The organism is Neobacillus bataviensis LMG 21833, from assembly GCF_000307875.1.
GTDB lineage: Bacteria > Bacillota > Bacilli > Bacillales > Cytobacillaceae > Neobacillus > Neobacillus bataviensis.
This window is the reverse complement of sequence record NZ_AJLS01000157.1, coordinates 1-17,892: the sequence shown is the minus strand read 5'-3', so window position 1 is coordinate 17,892 and position 17,892 is coordinate 1. Positions and strand designations below refer to the sequence as shown.

The 17,892-nt window shown below is 42.0% G+C and carries 21 protein-coding genes and 1 riboswitch; all 21 genes read left to right on the top strand.

All coding sequences use genetic code 11. The annotated features are described in order from the left end of the window. The first annotated feature begins 139 nt into the window (after window positions 1–139). The 21 genes from fliD to BABA_RS23955 all read left to right on the top strand — a co-directional run bounded on the left by fliD (window position 140) and on the right by BABA_RS23955 (window position 17,769). On the top strand, window positions 140–1,699 hold the full coding sequence (gene fliD, locus BABA_RS24055) for a flagellar filament capping protein FliD (RefSeq protein WP_007087880.1): 1,560 nt from the start codon (window positions 140–142) through the stop codon (window positions 1,697–1,699). Further along, window positions 1,609–2,061, top strand: coding sequence for a hypothetical protein (locus tag BABA_RS24050; protein ID WP_157273254.1), 453 nt, complete (start codon window positions 1,609–1,611; stop codon window positions 2,059–2,061). Before fliD ends, BABA_RS24050 begins: the two co-directional genes overlap by 91 nt. A gap of 17 nt (window positions 2,062–2,078) precedes the next feature. Continuing rightward, window positions 2,079–2,456 carry a flagellar export chaperone FliS gene (gene fliS, locus BABA_RS24045; protein ID WP_007087878.1) on the top strand — a complete coding sequence of 126 codons (378 nt, stop codon included), beginning with the start codon at window positions 2,079–2,081 and terminating at the stop codon, window positions 2,454–2,456. A gap of 125 nt (window positions 2,457–2,581) precedes the next feature. Continuing rightward, a riboswitch (cyclic di-GMP riboswitch) is annotated at window positions 2,582–2,669 on the top strand. 99 nt (window positions 2,670–2,768) lie between these two features. Then, window positions 2,769–3,149 carry a flagellar basal body rod protein FlgB gene (flgB, locus tag BABA_RS24040; protein ID WP_007087877.1) on the top strand — a complete coding sequence of 127 codons (381 nt, stop codon included), beginning with the start codon at window positions 2,769–2,771 and terminating at the stop codon, window positions 3,147–3,149. A gap of 9 nt (window positions 3,150–3,158) precedes the next feature. Continuing rightward, window positions 3,159–3,599 (top strand): flagellar basal body rod protein FlgC, encoded by a 441-nt coding sequence (flgC, locus tag BABA_RS24035; protein ID WP_040347409.1) that lies wholly within the window; start codon window positions 3,159–3,161, stop codon window positions 3,597–3,599. Between the two features lie 13 nt (window positions 3,600–3,612). Next, window positions 3,613–3,912, top strand: coding sequence for a flagellar hook-basal body complex protein FliE (gene fliE / locus BABA_RS24030; protein ID WP_007087875.1), 300 nt, complete (start codon window positions 3,613–3,615; stop codon window positions 3,910–3,912). 36 nt (window positions 3,913–3,948) lie between these two features. Next, the gene (gene fliF, locus BABA_RS24025) at window positions 3,949–5,565 is read left to right on the top strand and encodes a flagellar basal-body MS-ring/collar protein FliF (protein WP_007087874.1); all 1,617 of its coding nucleotides are present in this window, start codon (window positions 3,949–3,951) and stop codon (window positions 5,563–5,565) included. Between the two features lies 1 nt (window position 5,566). Then, window positions 5,567–6,568, top strand: coding sequence for a flagellar motor switch protein FliG (fliG, locus tag BABA_RS24020; RefSeq protein ID WP_007087873.1), 1,002 nt, complete (start codon window positions 5,567–5,569; stop codon window positions 6,566–6,568). Continuing rightward, complete coding sequence (locus BABA_RS24015; protein WP_007087872.1) at window positions 6,558–7,334, top strand: FliH/SctL family protein; 777 nt, start codon at window positions 6,558–6,560, stop codon at window positions 7,332–7,334. The genes fliG and BABA_RS24015 overlap by 11 nt, the downstream gene beginning before the upstream one ends. Continuing rightward, window positions 7,312–8,640 carry a flagellar protein export ATPase FliI gene (fliI, locus tag BABA_RS24010; RefSeq protein ID WP_040347407.1) on the top strand — a complete coding sequence of 443 codons (1,329 nt, stop codon included), beginning with the start codon at window positions 7,312–7,314 and terminating at the stop codon, window positions 8,638–8,640. Before BABA_RS24015 ends, fliI begins: the two co-directional genes overlap by 23 nt. Further along, entirely contained in the window at window positions 8,637–9,092 is a 456-nt protein-coding gene (gene fliJ / locus BABA_RS24005) for a flagellar export protein FliJ (protein ID WP_007087870.1), read from the top strand. Before fliI ends, fliJ begins: the two co-directional genes overlap by 4 nt. 21 nt (window positions 9,093–9,113) lie before the next feature. Next, window positions 9,114–9,455 (top strand): flagellar motor switch protein FliN, encoded by a 342-nt coding sequence (fliN, locus tag BABA_RS24000; protein ID WP_007087869.1) that lies wholly within the window; start codon window positions 9,114–9,116, stop codon window positions 9,453–9,455. Between the two features lie 16 nt (window positions 9,456–9,471). Next, on the top strand, window positions 9,472–10,059 hold the full coding sequence (locus tag BABA_RS23995; RefSeq protein ID WP_007087868.1) for a flagellar biosynthetic protein FliO: 588 nt from the start codon (window positions 9,472–9,474) through the stop codon (window positions 10,057–10,059). 5 nt (window positions 10,060–10,064) lie between these two features. Next, window positions 10,065–10,817: a flagellar type III secretion system pore protein FliP gene (fliP, locus tag BABA_RS23990; RefSeq protein ID WP_007087867.1), complete on the top strand. Its 753-nt coding sequence runs from the start codon at window positions 10,065–10,067 to the stop codon at window positions 10,815–10,817. Window positions 10,818–10,834: 17 nt separating this feature from the next. Beyond that, entirely contained in the window at window positions 10,835–11,104 is a 270-nt protein-coding gene (fliQ, locus tag BABA_RS23985; RefSeq protein ID WP_007087866.1) for a flagellar biosynthesis protein FliQ, read from the top strand. Window positions 11,105–11,113: 9 nt separating this feature from the next. Continuing rightward, window positions 11,114–11,893: a flagellar biosynthetic protein FliR gene (fliR, locus tag BABA_RS23980; RefSeq protein ID WP_007087865.1), complete on the top strand. Its 780-nt coding sequence runs from the start codon at window positions 11,114–11,116 to the stop codon at window positions 11,891–11,893. After that, complete coding sequence (flhB, locus tag BABA_RS23975; protein ID WP_007087864.1) at window positions 11,890–12,987, top strand: flagellar biosynthesis protein FlhB; 1,098 nt, start codon at window positions 11,890–11,892, stop codon at window positions 12,985–12,987. The genes fliR and flhB overlap by 4 nt, the downstream gene beginning before the upstream one ends. 25 nt (window positions 12,988–13,012) lie before the next feature. Next, entirely contained in the window at window positions 13,013–15,064 is a 2,052-nt protein-coding gene (flhA, locus tag BABA_RS23970; RefSeq protein ID WP_007087863.1) for a flagellar biosynthesis protein FlhA, read from the top strand. Then, the gene (gene flhF / locus BABA_RS23965; RefSeq protein WP_007087862.1) at window positions 15,061–16,209 is read left to right on the top strand and encodes a flagellar biosynthesis GTPase FlhF; all 1,149 of its coding nucleotides are present in this window, start codon (window positions 15,061–15,063) and stop codon (window positions 16,207–16,209) included. Before flhA ends, flhF begins: the two co-directional genes overlap by 4 nt. Next, the gene (locus tag BABA_RS23960; RefSeq protein ID WP_007087861.1) at window positions 16,160–17,035 is read left to right on the top strand and encodes a MinD/ParA family protein; all 876 of its coding nucleotides are present in this window, start codon (window positions 16,160–16,162) and stop codon (window positions 17,033–17,035) included. The genes flhF and BABA_RS23960 overlap by 50 nt, the downstream gene beginning before the upstream one ends. A gap of 23 nt (window positions 17,036–17,058) precedes the next feature. Next, on the top strand, window positions 17,059–17,769 hold the full coding sequence (locus BABA_RS23955; RefSeq protein ID WP_007087860.1) for a sigma-70 family RNA polymerase sigma factor: 711 nt from the start codon (window positions 17,059–17,061) through the stop codon (window positions 17,767–17,769). Window positions 17,770–17,892: the final 123 nt, after the last annotated feature.

The following is a 17,892-nucleotide window of genomic DNA, read 5'->3' as shown; positions in this document are numbered from 1 at the left end:
GTGTTTCCTTTATCTCAGATGGAGCGCTCCAGGCCATACGCCGCTGACCAGGGCGCTTGCGCTTTTCTTGTTCAACGTTTCCGCTTAAAATGCCGTTATCCTTTACTAGATACGATAGAACGGTTTGGAGGATGGCAGGATGATTACAAACAATCTTCGTTTTTCTGGGTTGGCATCAGGAATCGATACGGAATCGCTTGTAAAAAAATTAATGGATGCGGAAAAAGCACAATTAAATAAAGTGCTGCAAAATAAGACGAAAACGGAATGGAAAGTTGATGCGTATCGTGCGGTCAATACGAAGTTTCTCGATCTTCGCACGTCGATGGAAAACCTTAGACTGGAGTCTACTTTTACAAAAAGTAAACTGACTTCCTCGGATAGCAGTAAAGTGGATGCCACACTTTCAGGAATCCCGAGCAGAAGTGAATACATCATTTCTTCGGCGAAACCATTTCAGCCGGGGATGCCTTCCTCAGTAAAATTCGCCTCCACCAATATCCAAAGTGAAATAAGCGAATTTGGGGCAGGGAACGGGTTCCAATTTACCTTGAACGGAGAAACGATTGACCTAACCGCGCAGGATTCGATTCGAAGCTCGATTACAAAAATTAATGCCCTAGCCGGTAAAACAGGTGTGACAGCAAGCTACTCGAGCGGCGACCAGGCAGTTATTTTTACATCAAAGGATGCAGCAACGGATATTAATATTGCAAATGTATCAAACAGTACAAATGGTTTAAAACTGGCCGCTGGCACTGTCAGCGGGACACAAAATGATTTCGCAACAGGAAATCCTAGTGGTGCCACCGGAAACTCAGGAGTAAAAGCTGTTGATGGAGAGGTCACGATTAATGGCACAACCCTTGCGCTCAAGAGTAATCAGCTAACGTACGATGGGATTGTTTTTAATTTCAAAACAAGTATTCCAGCAGGAAGCAATGTGACGATTACGAAAAAGCCAGATGTGGACGCGATTTTGGGCAGCATCAAAGGCTTTGTCGATAAATATAACGACACCATTAAGTCTTTGCATGATGCGTTAGGTGAAAAGCGCTTTAAAGATTTTACCCCGCTGTTAGATGAACAGAAAAAGGATATGAAAGATAGTGAAATTGAATTATGGGAAGGAAAAGCGAAAAGCGGGTTATTGCAGAGTGATCAGATGATTTCTTCCGCCTTAGATAAACTGCGAAGAACGTTATATTCAAAGGTAAGTGATATCGATCCCGGCAAAATGAACAGCCAATTTGATTCCTTGGCGGAAATAGGCATCACCTCCAGTTCCAATTACAAGGATAATGGAAAACTTGTGATTGGTGAAACGAAGCTGCGAGAGGCCTTAGAAAAAAATATGAATGAGGTCGCCTTATTATTTTCGAAAAAATATGATACAACGGACGTAAAAGATAATACCGTCAATAATCGTGCAGAATTCGAAAATAGCGGGATCGGCTGGCGCTTGTATGACCAACTCAATGAAACGATGAAGGAAATCTCAAAAACAGCCGGCACGTCCAATGAAGCGTATCTGGCGAAATCATTACGGCAAATAGATACCCAAATCGATTCTTGGGAAAAGCGACTGCAATTGAAGGAAAACTATTATTGGAAACAGTTCACTGCCATGGAACAGGCGATCCAAAAGTCCAATACGCAAAGCAGTTGGTTAATGCAGCAGATGGGGGGCGGAATGTAATTTTTTATGAAGAGAAAGCAGCGTTATTGAAAAAGTATGACCAGCTTACCCGGCAATTAATTAAGGCAGCCGATAGTCCAGAGGCAGAATACATCCACACATTACTCGATGACCGGCAAACCTGTATGGCAGCGATCGACCAACTGGATCAAACCGCTGGCCAGATTCTCATGAGCCCGGCGCTAAAAGAGCAACTCGCGCTAATCAGCTTGCTAGAATCAGAGCTCAAACAGAAATTACAGTCGGAACAGCAAAAGATTCTTTCCAATATACATGCCCTCAAAAAGGAAAAGAATAGAAAACAATACGGGGAAGCGGCTTATACCGCTACAAGCGGATTATTTTTAGACAAAAGAAAATAGAGCAAAGGTGGAACAACATGTCCCTTAACAATCCATATCAAGCCTACGAAAATAATCAGGTACTCTTTGCAAAAGGAGAAGAATTGACACTGCTATTATATAAAGGGGCGATTAAATTTATTGAGCAGGCCAAACTAGCGATGGCAAAAGATGATTGGACGAGAACCAATAACCGAATCATTCGCGCGCAGAACATCATCAGTGAATTAATGGTGACCTTAAATATGGATTTTGAAATCTCACAATCATTAGTGCTCCTATATGACTATATGAAACAAAGATTGATTGAAGCTAATATCAAAAAAGAAGCGGAGCTATTAACGGAAGTTCAGGGAATGCTAGCAGAATTGCTAGGCACTTGGACGGAAGCGATGAATGCCGCAAGACCTACTTAACAAGTAATTTTTTTTGTTAAGTAGGTCTTTTTTCATTTATTCCCCATTGAAAAAATTGTAAGTGCATTGTAATATTATAGTATTGGTAAAATTTCGACCAATATCATCATAAAACGACATTTACAATCCGATAATGGCAAACCTGGGGAAATCCAGGGACGCAAAGCTATAGGGGCTAACATCTTTTCATGATTATGCCAGCCAGCTACCGAAGAGATATAGTTTATTTGCTATGTACTATTCTTCGGAATAGTACTTTTTTTTGTTTTAAAAAATTGGATAAAAATACCAATATTTTGAAGGAGGTTCGCTATGCTTCAAACCATTTCCATCCTAAATCAAGCATTGGATGCTTCTGTGTTACGGCACAATGCCATTTCAAATAATCTAGCGAATGTGAACACGCCACAGTATAAACCGCAAAAAGTAGTATTTGAGGAATTATTAAAAGGGGAACTGGCAAACTCTTCTTTTGAAGGAAATCGGTCGAACGCCAAGCATCTATCGATTGGGAATTCAGCATCTAGACCCTTTATCACGGAGCAGCCTGTTGTCATGCAAAATAGCGGAAACGGTGTAGATGTCGATCAGGAAATGACCGATTTAACGAAAAACTCTATTTGGTTTCAAACCCTTAGTTATCAGCTGGGTGAAGAATTTAACTTATTAAAAACAGCCATAAGGTCAAGGTAGGTGATGAAGATGAACATGTTCCAGCCATTAAATATTAGCTCTTCCGCATTAACAGCGGGCCGCCTCAAAATGGACATTCTTTCTTCCAATATCGCCAATGCCACTACCACAAGGGGAAAATTGGTGAATGGAGAATGGATTCCCTACCGAAGAAAGATGGTGGAGGTGGAGCCTTCAGGAACGGCGCCGTTTAGTCAATTTTTAAAAAATGAAATCGGTGCGAATGGTGTCAAGGTCACACGAATTGTCGAAGACAAGACCCCTTTCAAGCCTGTCTATGACCCAACCAACCCCGATGCCAACAATGAGGGATACGTAATGATGCCTAATGTGGATCTCACCAAAGAGATGGTTGATTTAATGAGTGCTTCAAGGGCATATGAAGCCAATGTCACGGCTTTCAATGTTGGAAAAACGATGTCGTTAAAAGCATTAGATATTGGCAGATAAGGAGGTTTACTTAATGAAAGTTGATCAATTGTTTACAACCCCATCCGTATTTTTTGGAAAAAATCAACAGGTGCAGGCGGCTTCTCCGTCGAAAACATCCTTCTCTGAAGCATTAGGTGAGGCACTGCAGAGTGCAAATGAAACGATTCTGCAATCAGAGAATATGTCTGCAAAAATTGCCACCGGTGAAATCAAAAATATTCACGATGTAACGATCGCCGCCCAAAAGGCACAAATTGCCCTCCAATTAACCACACAAGTGAGAGATAAAGTAGTGGAATCCTATCAGGAAATCATGAGAATGCAAGTTTAATAACAGGCTGATGTTTGACAGGAAGGTGGGTGACATATGAAACAAAAAATCAGTGATGTGAAGGAAAAAGTCGGGCAGATTTGGCGAAAGACCAGCAGCAAAAATAAGACGGTTTACATTGGTACCTTTATTGCGGTAATCGCTATCCTATGCGTTGTTTTTTTCCTTTTGTTAAAGCCCAATTATGTACCACTTTATACCAATAGCCTTAGTCAAAAGGAAATCGGTGAGATTAAAGGTGTTTTAGAAAAACAAGGGTTCACTGACTATAAAATTGCAAGTAATGGCACGCAAATTCTTGTACCGAAAGAGGCAGCTCCGGATCTGATTGTGAATCTGGCAGCAGAAGGACTGCCGAAAAGCGGCCCGATAAGTTTTTCAGAACAAACGAAGGACATGAAATTCGGCGTAACCGAGCAGGAATTAGATGTGATTGAACGGGAGACGATCCAGAAGCAATTAGCCAATTTGATGACGAAGATTAGCGGGGTTAAAGGCGCTGAAGTGATGATTACCATGCCGAAGGATAGTGTCTTTATACGAGCGGAGAACGAAAATAAAGCAAGCGCCTCAATCATTATTGATTTAGAGCCGGGCACAGAATTAGAACAAGGACAAATTAAATCTCTCTATTTTTTGGCATCAAAAAGCATTCCTAATTTACCGAAGGAAAATATCGTGATTACGGATCAATTTGGTCAGTTGTTAACGTTAGCAGATTCCGATGATGCTAGTTTTGCCGGAGTGGACAGCTATGAGAGCCAAAGGAAAGTGAAGCAAAAGGTGGAGGCCGACATCCAGCGCAGTATTCAGCAGATGCTGGGTACGATGTTAGGCAGGGATAAGGTGTATGTTCAAACCTTTGCCAAGCTCAATTTTGATAAGGTCAAAACCCAGCAAAGCCTAGTGGAGCCGACGGACAAGGATAAGAATGAAGGTATTAAGGTAAGTGTTGAAGAGATTTCCAAGATTTATAAAGGCAAAGGGACACCGGCTGCCGGCGGGGTAGATGGTACAGGTGCGGGCGATGTTCCGGCCTATGCCTCAAGCGGCGATGGTGGAACAAGTGACTACACAGATACACAAAAAAGAATCAACTACGAGGTCAATCGAATCACAAAAGAGATTGTCCAAAGTCCCTATACGATTGAAGATTTAACCATCAATGTCGGTGTTGAACCGCCCAATCCCAAAAACCCTGGTTCGTTAACACCGGAAACCCAGAATAACATCCGTAATATTATTGCGAATGTGGTGCGCACTGCCATCGATAACAACAATACAAAAACAGATGCGGAGATCAACAATCGGATTACGGTATTCCCTAGAGAATTTTCCGGAAAAACAGAATTGGCTCCACCAAAAGAAAAACAGAGTGCGAAAGAAACCTATTGGAATTACATTATTATTGGCGTTGCTGCCCTGGGGGCGTTAATCGGAGGCATTCTGATTGGAAAATTGCTTAAGAAGAAAAGGGAAGAAGACTTGGATCCATTTTCGGAGTATTTGGAAGCGAAAAAGATTCAGGAATTTGAAGAAGCTGTACCGAAACAGGAAACCGTCCAAAATGAGATTAATCAATTAGCGGGGAAAAATACAGAGGAATTCGTGGAACTCTTGCGCTACTGGTTAAGGGAAGAAAAGGAGGGATAATATGCGCAAGCTAACGGGGCTGCAAAAAGTGGCAATTCTATTAGTTTCTTTAGGTAAAGAGGGTTCTTCCACCATCTATAAGCATTTGCAGGAAGATGAAGTGGAATTATTGACGAAGGAAATTGCCAATCTGCAATGGATTGACCCAAAGGTGAAGGAAGAGGTCTTAAACGAGTTTTACAAAATGGCGTCTGAACAGAATGTTGTCGCAAAAGGCGGCGAACATTTTGCTAAGGATCTTCTTGCCCTTTCGTTTGGAGAAGAGAAGGCAAAAGAGATGATCCATCGATCTTCGGAAAAGAATCAAAAAAAGCCTTTTTATTTTGCCCATCGTGCAGAACCAGTGCAGATTTTAAACCTATTGCAATATGAAAATACCCAGACCATTGCCCTTGTTTTGTCCTATTTGGATGCGCAAAAAGCGTCGGCCATTCTTTCTTCTTTTTCTGCGGAGAAGCAAACGGATATTGCCACCAAGATTGCCTTAATGGACACGGTATCTCCGGAGGTGGTTCGTCAAGTGGAAGAGGTGCTGCAGGAAAAACTTGCGACCACTTCATCACAGGACTATACGGTGAATAATGGGATTGACAACATTGTCAATATTTTATCGGGCGTTGACCGCGGTACGGAAAAACATATTTTAGAATCATTAGCTGATCAAAGTCCAAGTCTGGCAGAGGAAATTAAAGGAAAGATGTTTATCTTTGAAGATATTGCCTTCTTAGACCATCATTCCATCCAACGAATTCTTCGGGATGTGGACAGTGAGGATTTGTATTTAGCGCTAAAGATTGCCAGTGAGGAGTTAAAAGAGGTAATTTATAAAAATATTTCAAAAAGACGGGCGGAATTACTTGAGGAACAAGGGAAATATGATAAACCTGTCAAGCTGAAAGAAGCGGAGGAAGCGCAGGGCCGCATCGTAAGAATTATGCGTAAGCTTGAAGAAGAGGGATCCATCATCATTGAAAGAAGAGGTGCCGAGGCCGTTGTCGTCTAAAATTTTCAAATCTGCCTCTATCCCTCCGGTCATCGAAGCAAAATTTTTAGTAGCAAGAAAAAGAGGAAACGGGGATTCCATCCACTCGGGTCAGTCTGGCGAAGACCTCCTCCAACAAGCGGAACAACAAGCAGCGACGATTCTTCAGCAAGTGAACGAGCAGATTTTACTAGAAAAAGAGAAGGCCGCAGCAGAGCTTGCAAGCTGGCAGCAGACGGAACAAGAAAAAGTAGCAGCGGAGCTTGAAGGAATAAAATTGCAGGGTTGGAACGAAGGGTACGAAATAGGGATGCAGCAGGCTGTGACCGAGTATTCTGCCAAAATTCAGTTAGCCGAAGAGATATTGGCTAAAGCCTATATGGAGAAAAAGGAAATCATTTATGAAGCAGAACCATTTGTCATCGAGTTATCCGTTCAAATGGCCGCGAAAATTATTCAAAAGGAATTAGAAACAAAACCGGAAGTACTGATTGAGATGATTAAACAAAACCTTGTTTATTCCAATGAACGCTCGATGATTTCCATTTGTGTCAGTCCGGAGGATTTTACCTTCGTTCAAAATCAGCGCAAGCAATTGCTTGAAGTGCTAGAAGGTCAAATTGAAGTAAAGATATTACCGGAGCACTCGATCGAAAAGGGCGGCTGTGTGATTCGCACTTCTTATGGAAGCATTGATGCCCGGATCGATGTACAGCTCAAAGAAATCAAGCAGGCATTGCTAAAAAGGTTACGGGATGATTCATATGAAGAAAATGCTGGAGATTGACCATTACTTACAAACATTGCAGTTGATCAATCCCATCAAGATTAATGGAAAAGTGACACAAGTCATTGGACTTACCATCGAATCACAGGGTCCTGATGTCAAGATGGGCGATGTTTGCCAAATCTATCCCTCTACAAATGCCCCCCCGTTAGAAGCGGAAGTTGTCGGCTTTAAAGGCAATCGGGTGCTATTAATGCCGTTAGGGGAGCTTGTATCCATTGGCCCCGGCTGTGAGGTGGTTTCAACTGGAAAACCATTGACCGTTAAAGTGGGGATGGAATTATTAGGGAAGGTATTAGATGGACTAGGAAAACCGATGGATGAAAGTTCATTGCCTGCGGGGTTAATCGAAGTCGTTACGAACAACAACCCGCCCAACCCTTTGAAACGCCCGAGAATCAACGAGCCACTAAATGTGGGTGTCCGTTCGATTGATGGACTGCTCACGATTGGAAGAGGACAAAGGGTCGGAATCTTTGCGGGGAGCGGCGTGGGTAAAAGTACGTTGCTAGGAATGATTGCAAGAAATACTAGTGCTGATGTCAATGTCATTGGATTAATTGGAGAACGGGGCAGAGAAGTCCTTGATTTTATCGAAAGAGATTTAGGAAAAGAAGGCTTGGAAAAGTCGGTGGTCGTGGTGGCAACGAGTGATCAGCCTGCCCTAGTCAGGATTAAGGGCGCAATGATTGCCACAACTATTGCAGAATTTTTCCGGGATCAGGGCTTAAGTGTGAATCTAATGATTGATTCAGTGACCCGGTACGCAATGGCGCAGCGGGAAATCGGGCTAGCGATCGGGGAGCCTCCCACGACAAAAGGCTATACCCCTTCGGTTTTCGCGATGCTGCCAAAGCTGCTGGAAAGGGCAGGAACAGGGCCAAAGGGCGAAATTACTGCTTTTTACACGGTTCTAGTGGATGGCGATGACATGAATGAACCGATTGCCGATACGGCAAGAGGCATTTTGGATGGCCACATTGTACTTGATCGAAAATTAGCACAGCAGGGGCATTTCCCGTCGATTAACATTTTAAATAGCGTCAGCCGTGTCATGAAGGACATTGCTGGTACGGAACATCTTCAGGCTGCGGAGAGGATGAAACAGATGATGGCTGTTTATCAGGAAGCCGAGGATTTAATCAAAATTGGTGCCTACAAACAAGGGACGAATGCGGAAATCGATTTATCCATCAAGTATAAGGGGTGGATTGACCGCTTCTTAAAACAAGGGGTAAATGAGCCATCTAATTTAGAAAGTTCCATTCAAACAATGATCCAAGAATGTAGGGAGATGGTGACATGAGTTTTCAATTTCGCTTTGAAAAAATCCTGACGATGAAGGAAAAAGAAAAGGATTCCGCTGTTCAGGAAATGACTATTTTTAAAAGAATGAAAGAAAATGCTGAACAGCAATTACTAGAATTGGTTGAAAAGAAAGAAAGCTATATAAAAGACTACCACCATTTGCTGCGAAATTCTCTTAGGGTGACAGACATCCAGGAAAGGGAGCATTATATTCATTATCTTAATCAGCAGATTGAAAAGTTCAGAAAGAAAGTGATCGACCTTACCAAAGAGTTTAACCTGAAAAATAATCACTTACTGGCTAAAAACCAGGAAGAAAAGATGTGGAGTTCTTGGCGGGAAAAATCCTTTGAAGCCTATAGCGAGAAAATAAATAGAGAAGAACAACATCTATTAGATGAGATGGCCATTATCCGTTATTTTCACAACCAAAACCAGCAATCTTACTAAACAAGGGAAGAGTGCAAAAAAATGAATGAAAAACAAACAAAAAGGATCCAAACTGTCCAATTTGCCCCATTATCAGAAGGAGTTAAATCACCCAATAGGGGGAAAGAATTAAATTCGATTGATGATGTGAACCTGCAATTAATTGTCGAGTTAGGCAAAACGAATTTGAAGGTCAGGGACATTCTGAAAATTAAACCTGGCGTGATCATCCCTGTTGATAAGCTAGCGGGAGAACATGTGGATGTGGTGATCAACGGATCATCTGTGGCAGAAGCAGAAGTGGTCGTGGTTGATGAAAAATTTGCGATTCGGATTACAGATATCGTTTCCAAGCTGGAACGTGAAGAAAGAATGAACGATTGAGGTGGGGGCATTGCAGATGATTCATGTAAGAAAAAAAGTCACCCTGGCGTTAATCATCATTCTCCTGTTCCCTTTTTTTCAACATCATCATGTTGCCTTTGCCAAGGGAAATAACACGGTCTATGATGCCTATCAACAGGATAAAGGACAAAGCGGGACCGATGCCAATCCATCTGTTGGAGAAACGAGCTCACTTGTCCCCCTAGCAGCAAAATTTATTTTTTCATTTGCGGCTATTATCATGCTGCTGCTCTTGTTTTTAAAATTTCTAAAGGCAAAATCGAAGCAAATTTCTTCGCAAAGTCCTGTTTATTCGATGGGCGGACATTCTTTAGGCGGCAATCGTTCTCTACAATTGATGATGATTGGGAAAACCCTGTATATCTTAGGAATCGGAAATGATGTCCAGCTGCTTCGGACCATTGAACCTGGAGAAGAACAGGATGCCATTTTACAATCGCTCGTAGAAGAAACAGAAAGAAAACAAAGGCCTGCCTTTTTTCCTTTTAAAAAGAAACAGACAGCGGACTTTGAGGAAACCTTCCTTGCGCAAATGAATCAAGTTCAACAATCTAGTATTCCCATTCATAAGCTAAAAGACTAACAAAAATGGCGGAGATTCAGTTGTTAAAAAAAATCGTTCTACTTTTACCATTTACTTTTTTGATATTTCATGGAGTTGGGTATGCGGCTTTAGATGCCACCATCCCTGGAGTGAACTTAAGTTCTGAACCAGGAGGAGTAGCGACTTCCATCAAAATCATGCTGCTATTAACAATTCTATCGGTGGCACCAGCGATTTTACTGCTGATGACCTCATTTACGAGAATTGTGATTGTTTTATCGTTTGTTCGAACGTCGCTCGGTACACAGCAAATGCCGCCGAACCAAGTCATCATCGGTTTGTCACTATTCCTTACGATGTTTATCATGGGACCCGTTATTTCTGATATTCATAAGGAGGCCTATCAGCCTTTTATGGACGGAAAGTTAACACAGGAACAAGCATTTGAAACGGCCGGCAAACCGATCAAGGAATTTATGGCTAAGCATACTAGGGAGAAAGACTTAACCTTATTTCTTGATTATTCCAAGCAGAAAATGCCGAAAACCATCGATGATATTCCCTTACATGTGCTCGTTCCGGCCTATTCCATCAGTGAGTTAAAAACCGCTTTTCAAATGGGCTTTATGATTTTCCTGCCCTTTTTAATTATCGATATGATTGTATCCAGCATTTTAATGGCGATGGGGATGATGATGCTGCCGCCGGTGCTGATCAGCTTGCCCTTTAAAATTTTGTTATTTATTCTAGTTGACGGCTGGCATCTAATCGTCAAATCCTTACTCACCAGCTTTTAAATAAGAGAGGTACCATCATGACACCGGAAATGGTTATAGAACTATCGAAGCAAAGTGTTTATATAACAGGCCTTATTGCTGCTCCGATTTTAATCCTTGCTTTGGCAGTGGGTTTGATTATTAGTATTTTTCAAGCAGTCACCCAAATCCAAGAGCAAACGCTCGTATTTGTTCCAAAAATAATCGCCGTTTTTATCGGCTTATTATTTTTTGGACCGTGGATGTTAAGGCAGTTAGTAAACTTTACGGAAAACATCTTTGGCAATTTGTCTAATTTCATCGGGTAGTGCAGTGATATGGAATTATTAGATGAATTACCTTTATTTCTACTTATCTTGATACGAATTGCATGCTTTTTTATTACCGTTCCAATTTTTATGACAAGGACCATCCCAGCCACTTTTAAAATCGGACTTGCCTTTTTTATGGCAGTGATTGTGTCGATTTCAACTGAGCAAAGCGCACCCCTTGCCTTTTCGGCTGCCTATCTTGTCCTGGTCGGAAAAGAAGCCGTCGTCGGCCTAGGGTTGGGCTTCATTGCCTCGATCCTGTTTTACGCGATTCAGTTAGCCGGTACGTTTATTGATTTGCAAAGCGGTTTTGCTATGGGAGCGATGTTCGATCCCCAATCCGGGACAAACGCGAATTTAACAGGTAGGTTTAAAAACGTATTAGCGACGCTGTTTCTGTTTTCGACAGATGGACATCATTTACTTATCCAGGGTGTGCTTGAAAGCTATCGCTGGATTCGCGTTGACGCACTTGTGCCCGCCTTATTGGACGGCCGCATTTCTATTCTATTACTTGAAACGTTTAAAAGCTCGTTCATGATTGCTTTTCTACTCGCAGCACCGATTGTGTTTACGCTATTTTTGGTAGATTTGGTGCTTGGGATAATCGGAAAAACGTCACCACAAATCAATCTAATGGTCGTTGGTTTTTCGGTGAAAATCGGTATGTATTATCTTGTGCTGTTAGTAGCGCTGCCAAGTTTTTTCCTTGTCCTTCATCGTTTGTTTGCACAGATGTTTGACGCGCTCAGTCAAATGATTCGAATGATGGGGGCATCTTTATGAGGGTGAATGGGTCATTTTTATTGCAACTGGATTTGCAATTTTTCGCTGAGGAAAAAACAGAAAAAGCCACTCCTCAGAAGAGGAAGGAAACAAGGCAAAAAGGGCAGGTAGCTAAAAGTGCTGAGGTATCCTCGTCCTTGCTGCTTTTATCATTTTTTCTGTTCCTGCAGTTTTATGGTCCCTATTTTGCCGCCCATATTCTCGTGCTGTTTCGAGATATCTTTTCATCCTATTTATTACTGGATGTAACGGCAGCGAATACACAGAAGTTGTTTGGCGACCTAACGATGATAACGGGTGAAATGGTTTTGCCTATTCTCGCGGTATTGTTCGTTGTTGCCTTACTATCGAATTATTTTCAGATTGGCTTTTTGTTTACCACAGAAAATTTAAAATTTCAGTTTAAAAAAATAAACCCGCTTGAAGGGGCCAAACGGATTTTATCCATTCGTTCGCTCGTGGATCTGCTCAAAAATATTCTAAAAATAGTCTTAATCGGGTGGACGGCCTACTTCTTGCTGCACAAAGAAATCGCAGCCTTTATGCACTTATCGCAACTTGGGGTTACGCAAATGATTGATTACCTATTTTCAGTCATGATCAAAATGGGCATTTCTACTTCTGCTGTTTATACAGTAATAGGTGCTGCCGATTTCCTTTATCAAAAATATGACCATGAAAAGAAAATGAAAATGTCGTTAAAGGAAATAAAGGATGAGCATAAAAAAAGTGAAGGCGATCCGTTAGTGAAGGGGAAAATAAAGGAAATGCAAAGGGCGATGTCACTAAACAGAATGATGTCAGATGTGCCAAAGGCAGATGTGATCATTACAAACCCTACCCACTATGCGATTGCGATTCAATATGATGCCAATGACGGAAAGGCGCCAGTGGTCATCGCCAAAGGTGTGGATTTTATGGCGCAAAAGATTAAAGAAATCGCAAGAGAAAATGACATCATATTAACCGAAAACAAGCCCCTTGCCCGAGCGTTGTATGCCAATGTGGAGATTGGCCAGGAGATCCCAGAAGAATTGTTTAAAGCAGTTGCCGAGATTCTCGCTTATGTTTATCGCTTAAAAGGAAAATATTAATGTCTTTAGGGAGTGAGGTGGAAAAATGAAATTCAAAGAAATATCCGTATTACTTGCTGTTTTACTCATTGTTGTGATGATGGTAATTCCATTGCCTACGATTCTATTAGATATTTTACTCATCATCAATATCTCACTCTCGATTACGATTTTATTAGTCGGAATGAATACAAAGGAACCGTTAGATTTCTCCATTTTTCCTTCTTTATTGCTTTTAACGACACTTTTTCGCTTAGCGTTAAATGTATCGACGACCAGATCCATTCTCTCGCATGGGAATGCCGGCCATGTGGTGGCGACCTTTGGAGAATTTGTGATTGGCGGAAATCCCGTCATTGGTTTTATCATCTTTTTAATCCTTGTGATTATTCAATTCCTTGTGATTACAAAGGGTTCAGAGCGGGTGGCTGAAGTGGCGGCACGTTTTACTTTAGATGCCATGCCTGGTAAGCAAATGAGTATTGATGCCGATTTAAACGCCGGTCTTATCAGTGAAAAGGATGCGCGGATGAGACGAGAAAAAGTCTCACATGAGGCAGATTTTTACGGGGCAATGGACGGTGCCAGTAAATTCGTTAAAGGGGATGCGATTGCAGGAATCATTATTTTGTTCATCAATGTCATCGGCGGTTTCATTATTGGCATGACGATGATGGGGATGGATTTTTCCCAGGCAGCAAGTACGTTTACCCTGCTGTCTGTCGGTGATGGGCTCGTCAGTCAAATACCAGCACTGTTAATTTCTACTGCAACCGGGATTATCGTTACAAGAGCGGCCTCCGATGGGAACCTGGGTGATGACCTGACCCGTCAGCTATTTGCCTATCCGAAGTTGATTTATGTGGTCGCTGGCTGTATTGCTTTATTCGGGTTGGTCACACCGATCGGTATCTTGTTAACCTGGAGCATTGCCGGCCTGTTAGTGTTTGCGGCTTATAAGATGCAAAAAGCAAAAGAAAAAGAAGCAGAACAATTGGAAGAGGTTTCGGAACTGCCGATGGAAGAAGAAAACAGTCCCGAAAATGTACTCAACCTTCTGCAAGTGGATTCCCTGGAATTTGAATTCGGTCTAGGCTTGATTCCGTTAGCTGATGCTTCACAAGGCGGGGATATATTGGACCGAGTCATCGCGATCAGAAAACAAATCGCATTGGAGCTGGGGCTAGTTATCCCGATTATTCGAATTCGCGATAATGTCAATTTAGAGTCCAATCAGTACGCGATTAAATTAAAGGGTAATGAGATTGCGGGCGGAGAAATTTTTCTCAATCATTTTCTGATGCTTGTGCCTGAAGAGGAGGATCACGGCATCCTGGGGATTGAAACGGTTGAACCTACCTTTGGCCTGCCGGCTCTCTGGATTAACGACGAGATGAGACGCAAGGCAGAAATTTTTGGCTATACCGTCGTCGATGCCTCATCTGTGATCACCACACATCTTGCGGAGACAATCAAACGGTATGCCCATGAGATTTTAGGCAGGGAAGAAACAAAACAGCTGATTGACAAGGCGAAGGAAATGTCTCCTTCCATCGTCGAAGAGTTGGTTCCCTCCCTGTTATCGATCGGTCAGATTCAAAAAGTATTACAAAAGCTGTTAAAAGAAAAGGTGTCGATTCGGAATCTGTCTGTCATTCTTGAAACCCTTGCCGATTGGGCTGTTTTTACGAAAAATCCTGATTATCTGACTGAGTATGTGAGACAAAGCCTATCACGGCAAATTACCAAACAATTGTCAGTAGGAAATATGATCCAGGTAATTACCGTGAATGCTCAGGTTGAAAAAATAATCAGCGAAAACCTTCAGGAAACGGAACAAGGAATGTATCTTACATTAGATCCACAACTGATTCAGCAATTGGTCAGTTCCTTAAATGAGACGATTGGTCAAGTGATGAAGGTAGGAATTCAGCCGATCATCATGACTTCCCCGGCCATCCGGATGTATGTTAAACAAATTGTTGGACGGATCAACGATGAGATCCCTGTGATTTCGTTTAACGAATTGGAATCAAATGTGGAAGTGCAAAATATCGGCGTTGTTCATTTTCAAGATGTTGGAGTGGTTACTGCATGAAGATTAAAAGATATATCGTAGGATCCTTACCACAAGCCATTCAGCAAATTCGCCAAGAGTTAGGGGAAAATGCGGTTATCCTCAATACGAAGGAATTGAAAACAGGAGGAATTCTTGGCCTGTTTAAACGAAAACAGCTGGAAGTGATTGCGGCTTCAGAGGAAGCGGAATCGAAGACTGTCAAGCCCACTGAACCTCCAGAAGTACAAAAGGAACAAACGGAAACAGAAGTCCTTCAGCGGCTAAATCAGATGGAAAAGCTTCTCGAGGGTTTTGTCAAAGGTCAAACTTCAACACCGTCAAAGACTCCCTCTAACCTGACAAAATGGCGGAAACGGCTGGCGGAACAAGAGGTCGATGAAGAAGTGATTCAATACATGATGAAACAAATCATGACACAGCACCCCTTGATCGAACAGCAAACAGAGCAAGAAGTGGGTAAAGTTGTTCTAAACACCGTCATGAAGCTGCTTCACGACGGAATCGCACCAGAAGGCATGGATGCCAATGCCGCATTAATTACCCTAATTGGCCCAACGGGAGTCGGAAAAACAACTACCATCGCAAAGCTTGCTTCAAGGCAGGTGTTATTTCAACGAAAAAAGGTTGGTTTTTTAACGGCTGATACCTTTCGGATTGCTGCCATCGATCAGTTAAAGACATATGCCAACATTTTAAATATCCCGATTGAAGTGGTGGAGAGCCCGGAGCAGCTGACAGAATCACTGAGAAACTTAAAGAATTGCCAAATGATTTTCATGGATAGCGCCGGAAGAAATTACCTTGAAGGGCATTATATCGAGGAAATCAATGAGTTCCTCTCCCAAGCTTCAAGGCAAGAAAATCACTTAGTCCTCAGTATGACTTCCAGATGGAAGGATATGAAACAAATGGTGGAAAAAATGAAATCACTTCAAATTGATCGGGTGATTTTAACAAAATGGGACGAAAGCAGCTGCTTCGGCGCCGCTCTTAATCTCGTTTACCACTATCCAATCCCATTATCGTTTATTAGTTTGGGACAAGGTGTTCCTGAAGACATTATGCTTGCAGAACCAGAATATATGGCGAAAAAGATAGTGGGAGTAGATGAAGATGAAGCAGGATCAAGCACAGAAGCTGCGAGAATTGTATCAGCGTTTTAATCATGATCAGCAAACAAGAACGACAAAGGTGATATCGATTACGAGCGGAAAAGGCGGTGTCGGCAAATCGAATTTTGCCTTGAACTTTGCCTTAAGTTTAATAGAATCGGGGCAAAAGGTTGTCTTAATTGATTTAGATATTGGTATGGCCAATTTGGAAATCTTAGTCGGAATGAATCCTAAACATAATCTGATCGATATGGTGGAGGGTGGAAAAAGCATTTGGGACGTGATGGAAAAGGGCCCTAATGGATTGGAGCTGATCTCCGGGGGAAGCAGCTTTAATGAAATGTTGGATTTAAGTGCGGACGATACCAACTACTTATTTTCGGAGTTAGAAAAACTGCAGGGGTACGCCGATATTATTTTGTTTGATACAGGCGCAGGCCTTTCGAGAGAATCGCAGCGGTGTCATTTAGCCGCGGATGAAATTATTCTTGTGACGACACCGGAACCAACGGCCATGACAGATGCCTATTCGGTCATAAAAATTTTACATCACCAGGATGCAAACCTCCATGTTCGTTTGGTGGTTAACCGGGTTGCCAGCTCCAAAGAAGGGATGGAGATTGCGGGTCGCTTTCGCACGGTAACCAAACAGTTTTTAGAAAAAGAGATTGATATTCTTGGATTTATTCCAAACGATTCGCATGTGTTTCAATCTGTCTTGGAACAAACACCGTTTCTCTTGAACTATCCGAAATCTCAAGCCGCAAAATGGATGAAGGATATCGTGAAGATCTATTTGAATGGTGATGCCAAAAGTAACAATAGTACCGGCATGAAAGGGTTTATTCGGAAAATTTCTGGGTTTGTAAAAATATAGATTGGCTAGGAGGGGGAACGTTTTTGAGTCAACAGTTGGAAGAAAAGTTGTTTGATCAGTATCTGCCATTAGTTCATAAAATCGTTAGGCATACGAAGAGGAGTCTTCCTCCCAGTGTAGAAGAAGATGAACTTATGTCTTTTGGGATGATGGGCTTGTTGGATGCCTTTCGAAAATACGACCAGCGTGAAAATGTAAAATTTGAAACCTATGCTGCCCAGAGAATACGAGGAGAAATTTACGATGGACTGCGAAGAATTGACCCCCTGCCGCGCACATTACGAAAAAAGGAAAAAGGAGTTAGGAATGCCTATCAATTTTTAGAACAAAAGCTGTTCAGGCAACCTACGACCAAGGAAGTAAGCGAGTATTTACAGATAAGTGAAACAGAGTGTAAGGAGATTATCACGCTAGCGTCTTTTGAAAAGCAAGAGTCGTTAGATGAACCGATTGAACATGGCGGGGAGAGTCAATTAAAAATCGAAGTCCTTTCCGACCCTTCCTTATCCGACCAATCGATCATGGTGGAAGAGAAGGAGCAGAAAAGCCGATTAATTTCCTTAATTGATCATTTACCAGAAAGGGAAAAAATCATCCTTTCACTGATCTATTATGAGAATTTAAGTATGAGTGAAGTGGGCGCAGTTTTAGGCCTTCATAAATCAAGAATTTCCCAGCTTCATGCGAAAATCTTAAAAAATCTGAAACAAGTTCTTGAAAAGGAACTCATTTAATTGGGGGATGTCTCACTCGGTGGGATATCCTTTATTTAAAGATAAGAATGTATAAATTTCGACTTTGAGAATTATCCAGCTCCAGCGCCCTAGCGGCTAATGTCCTTCGCTCTCCGCCCTACG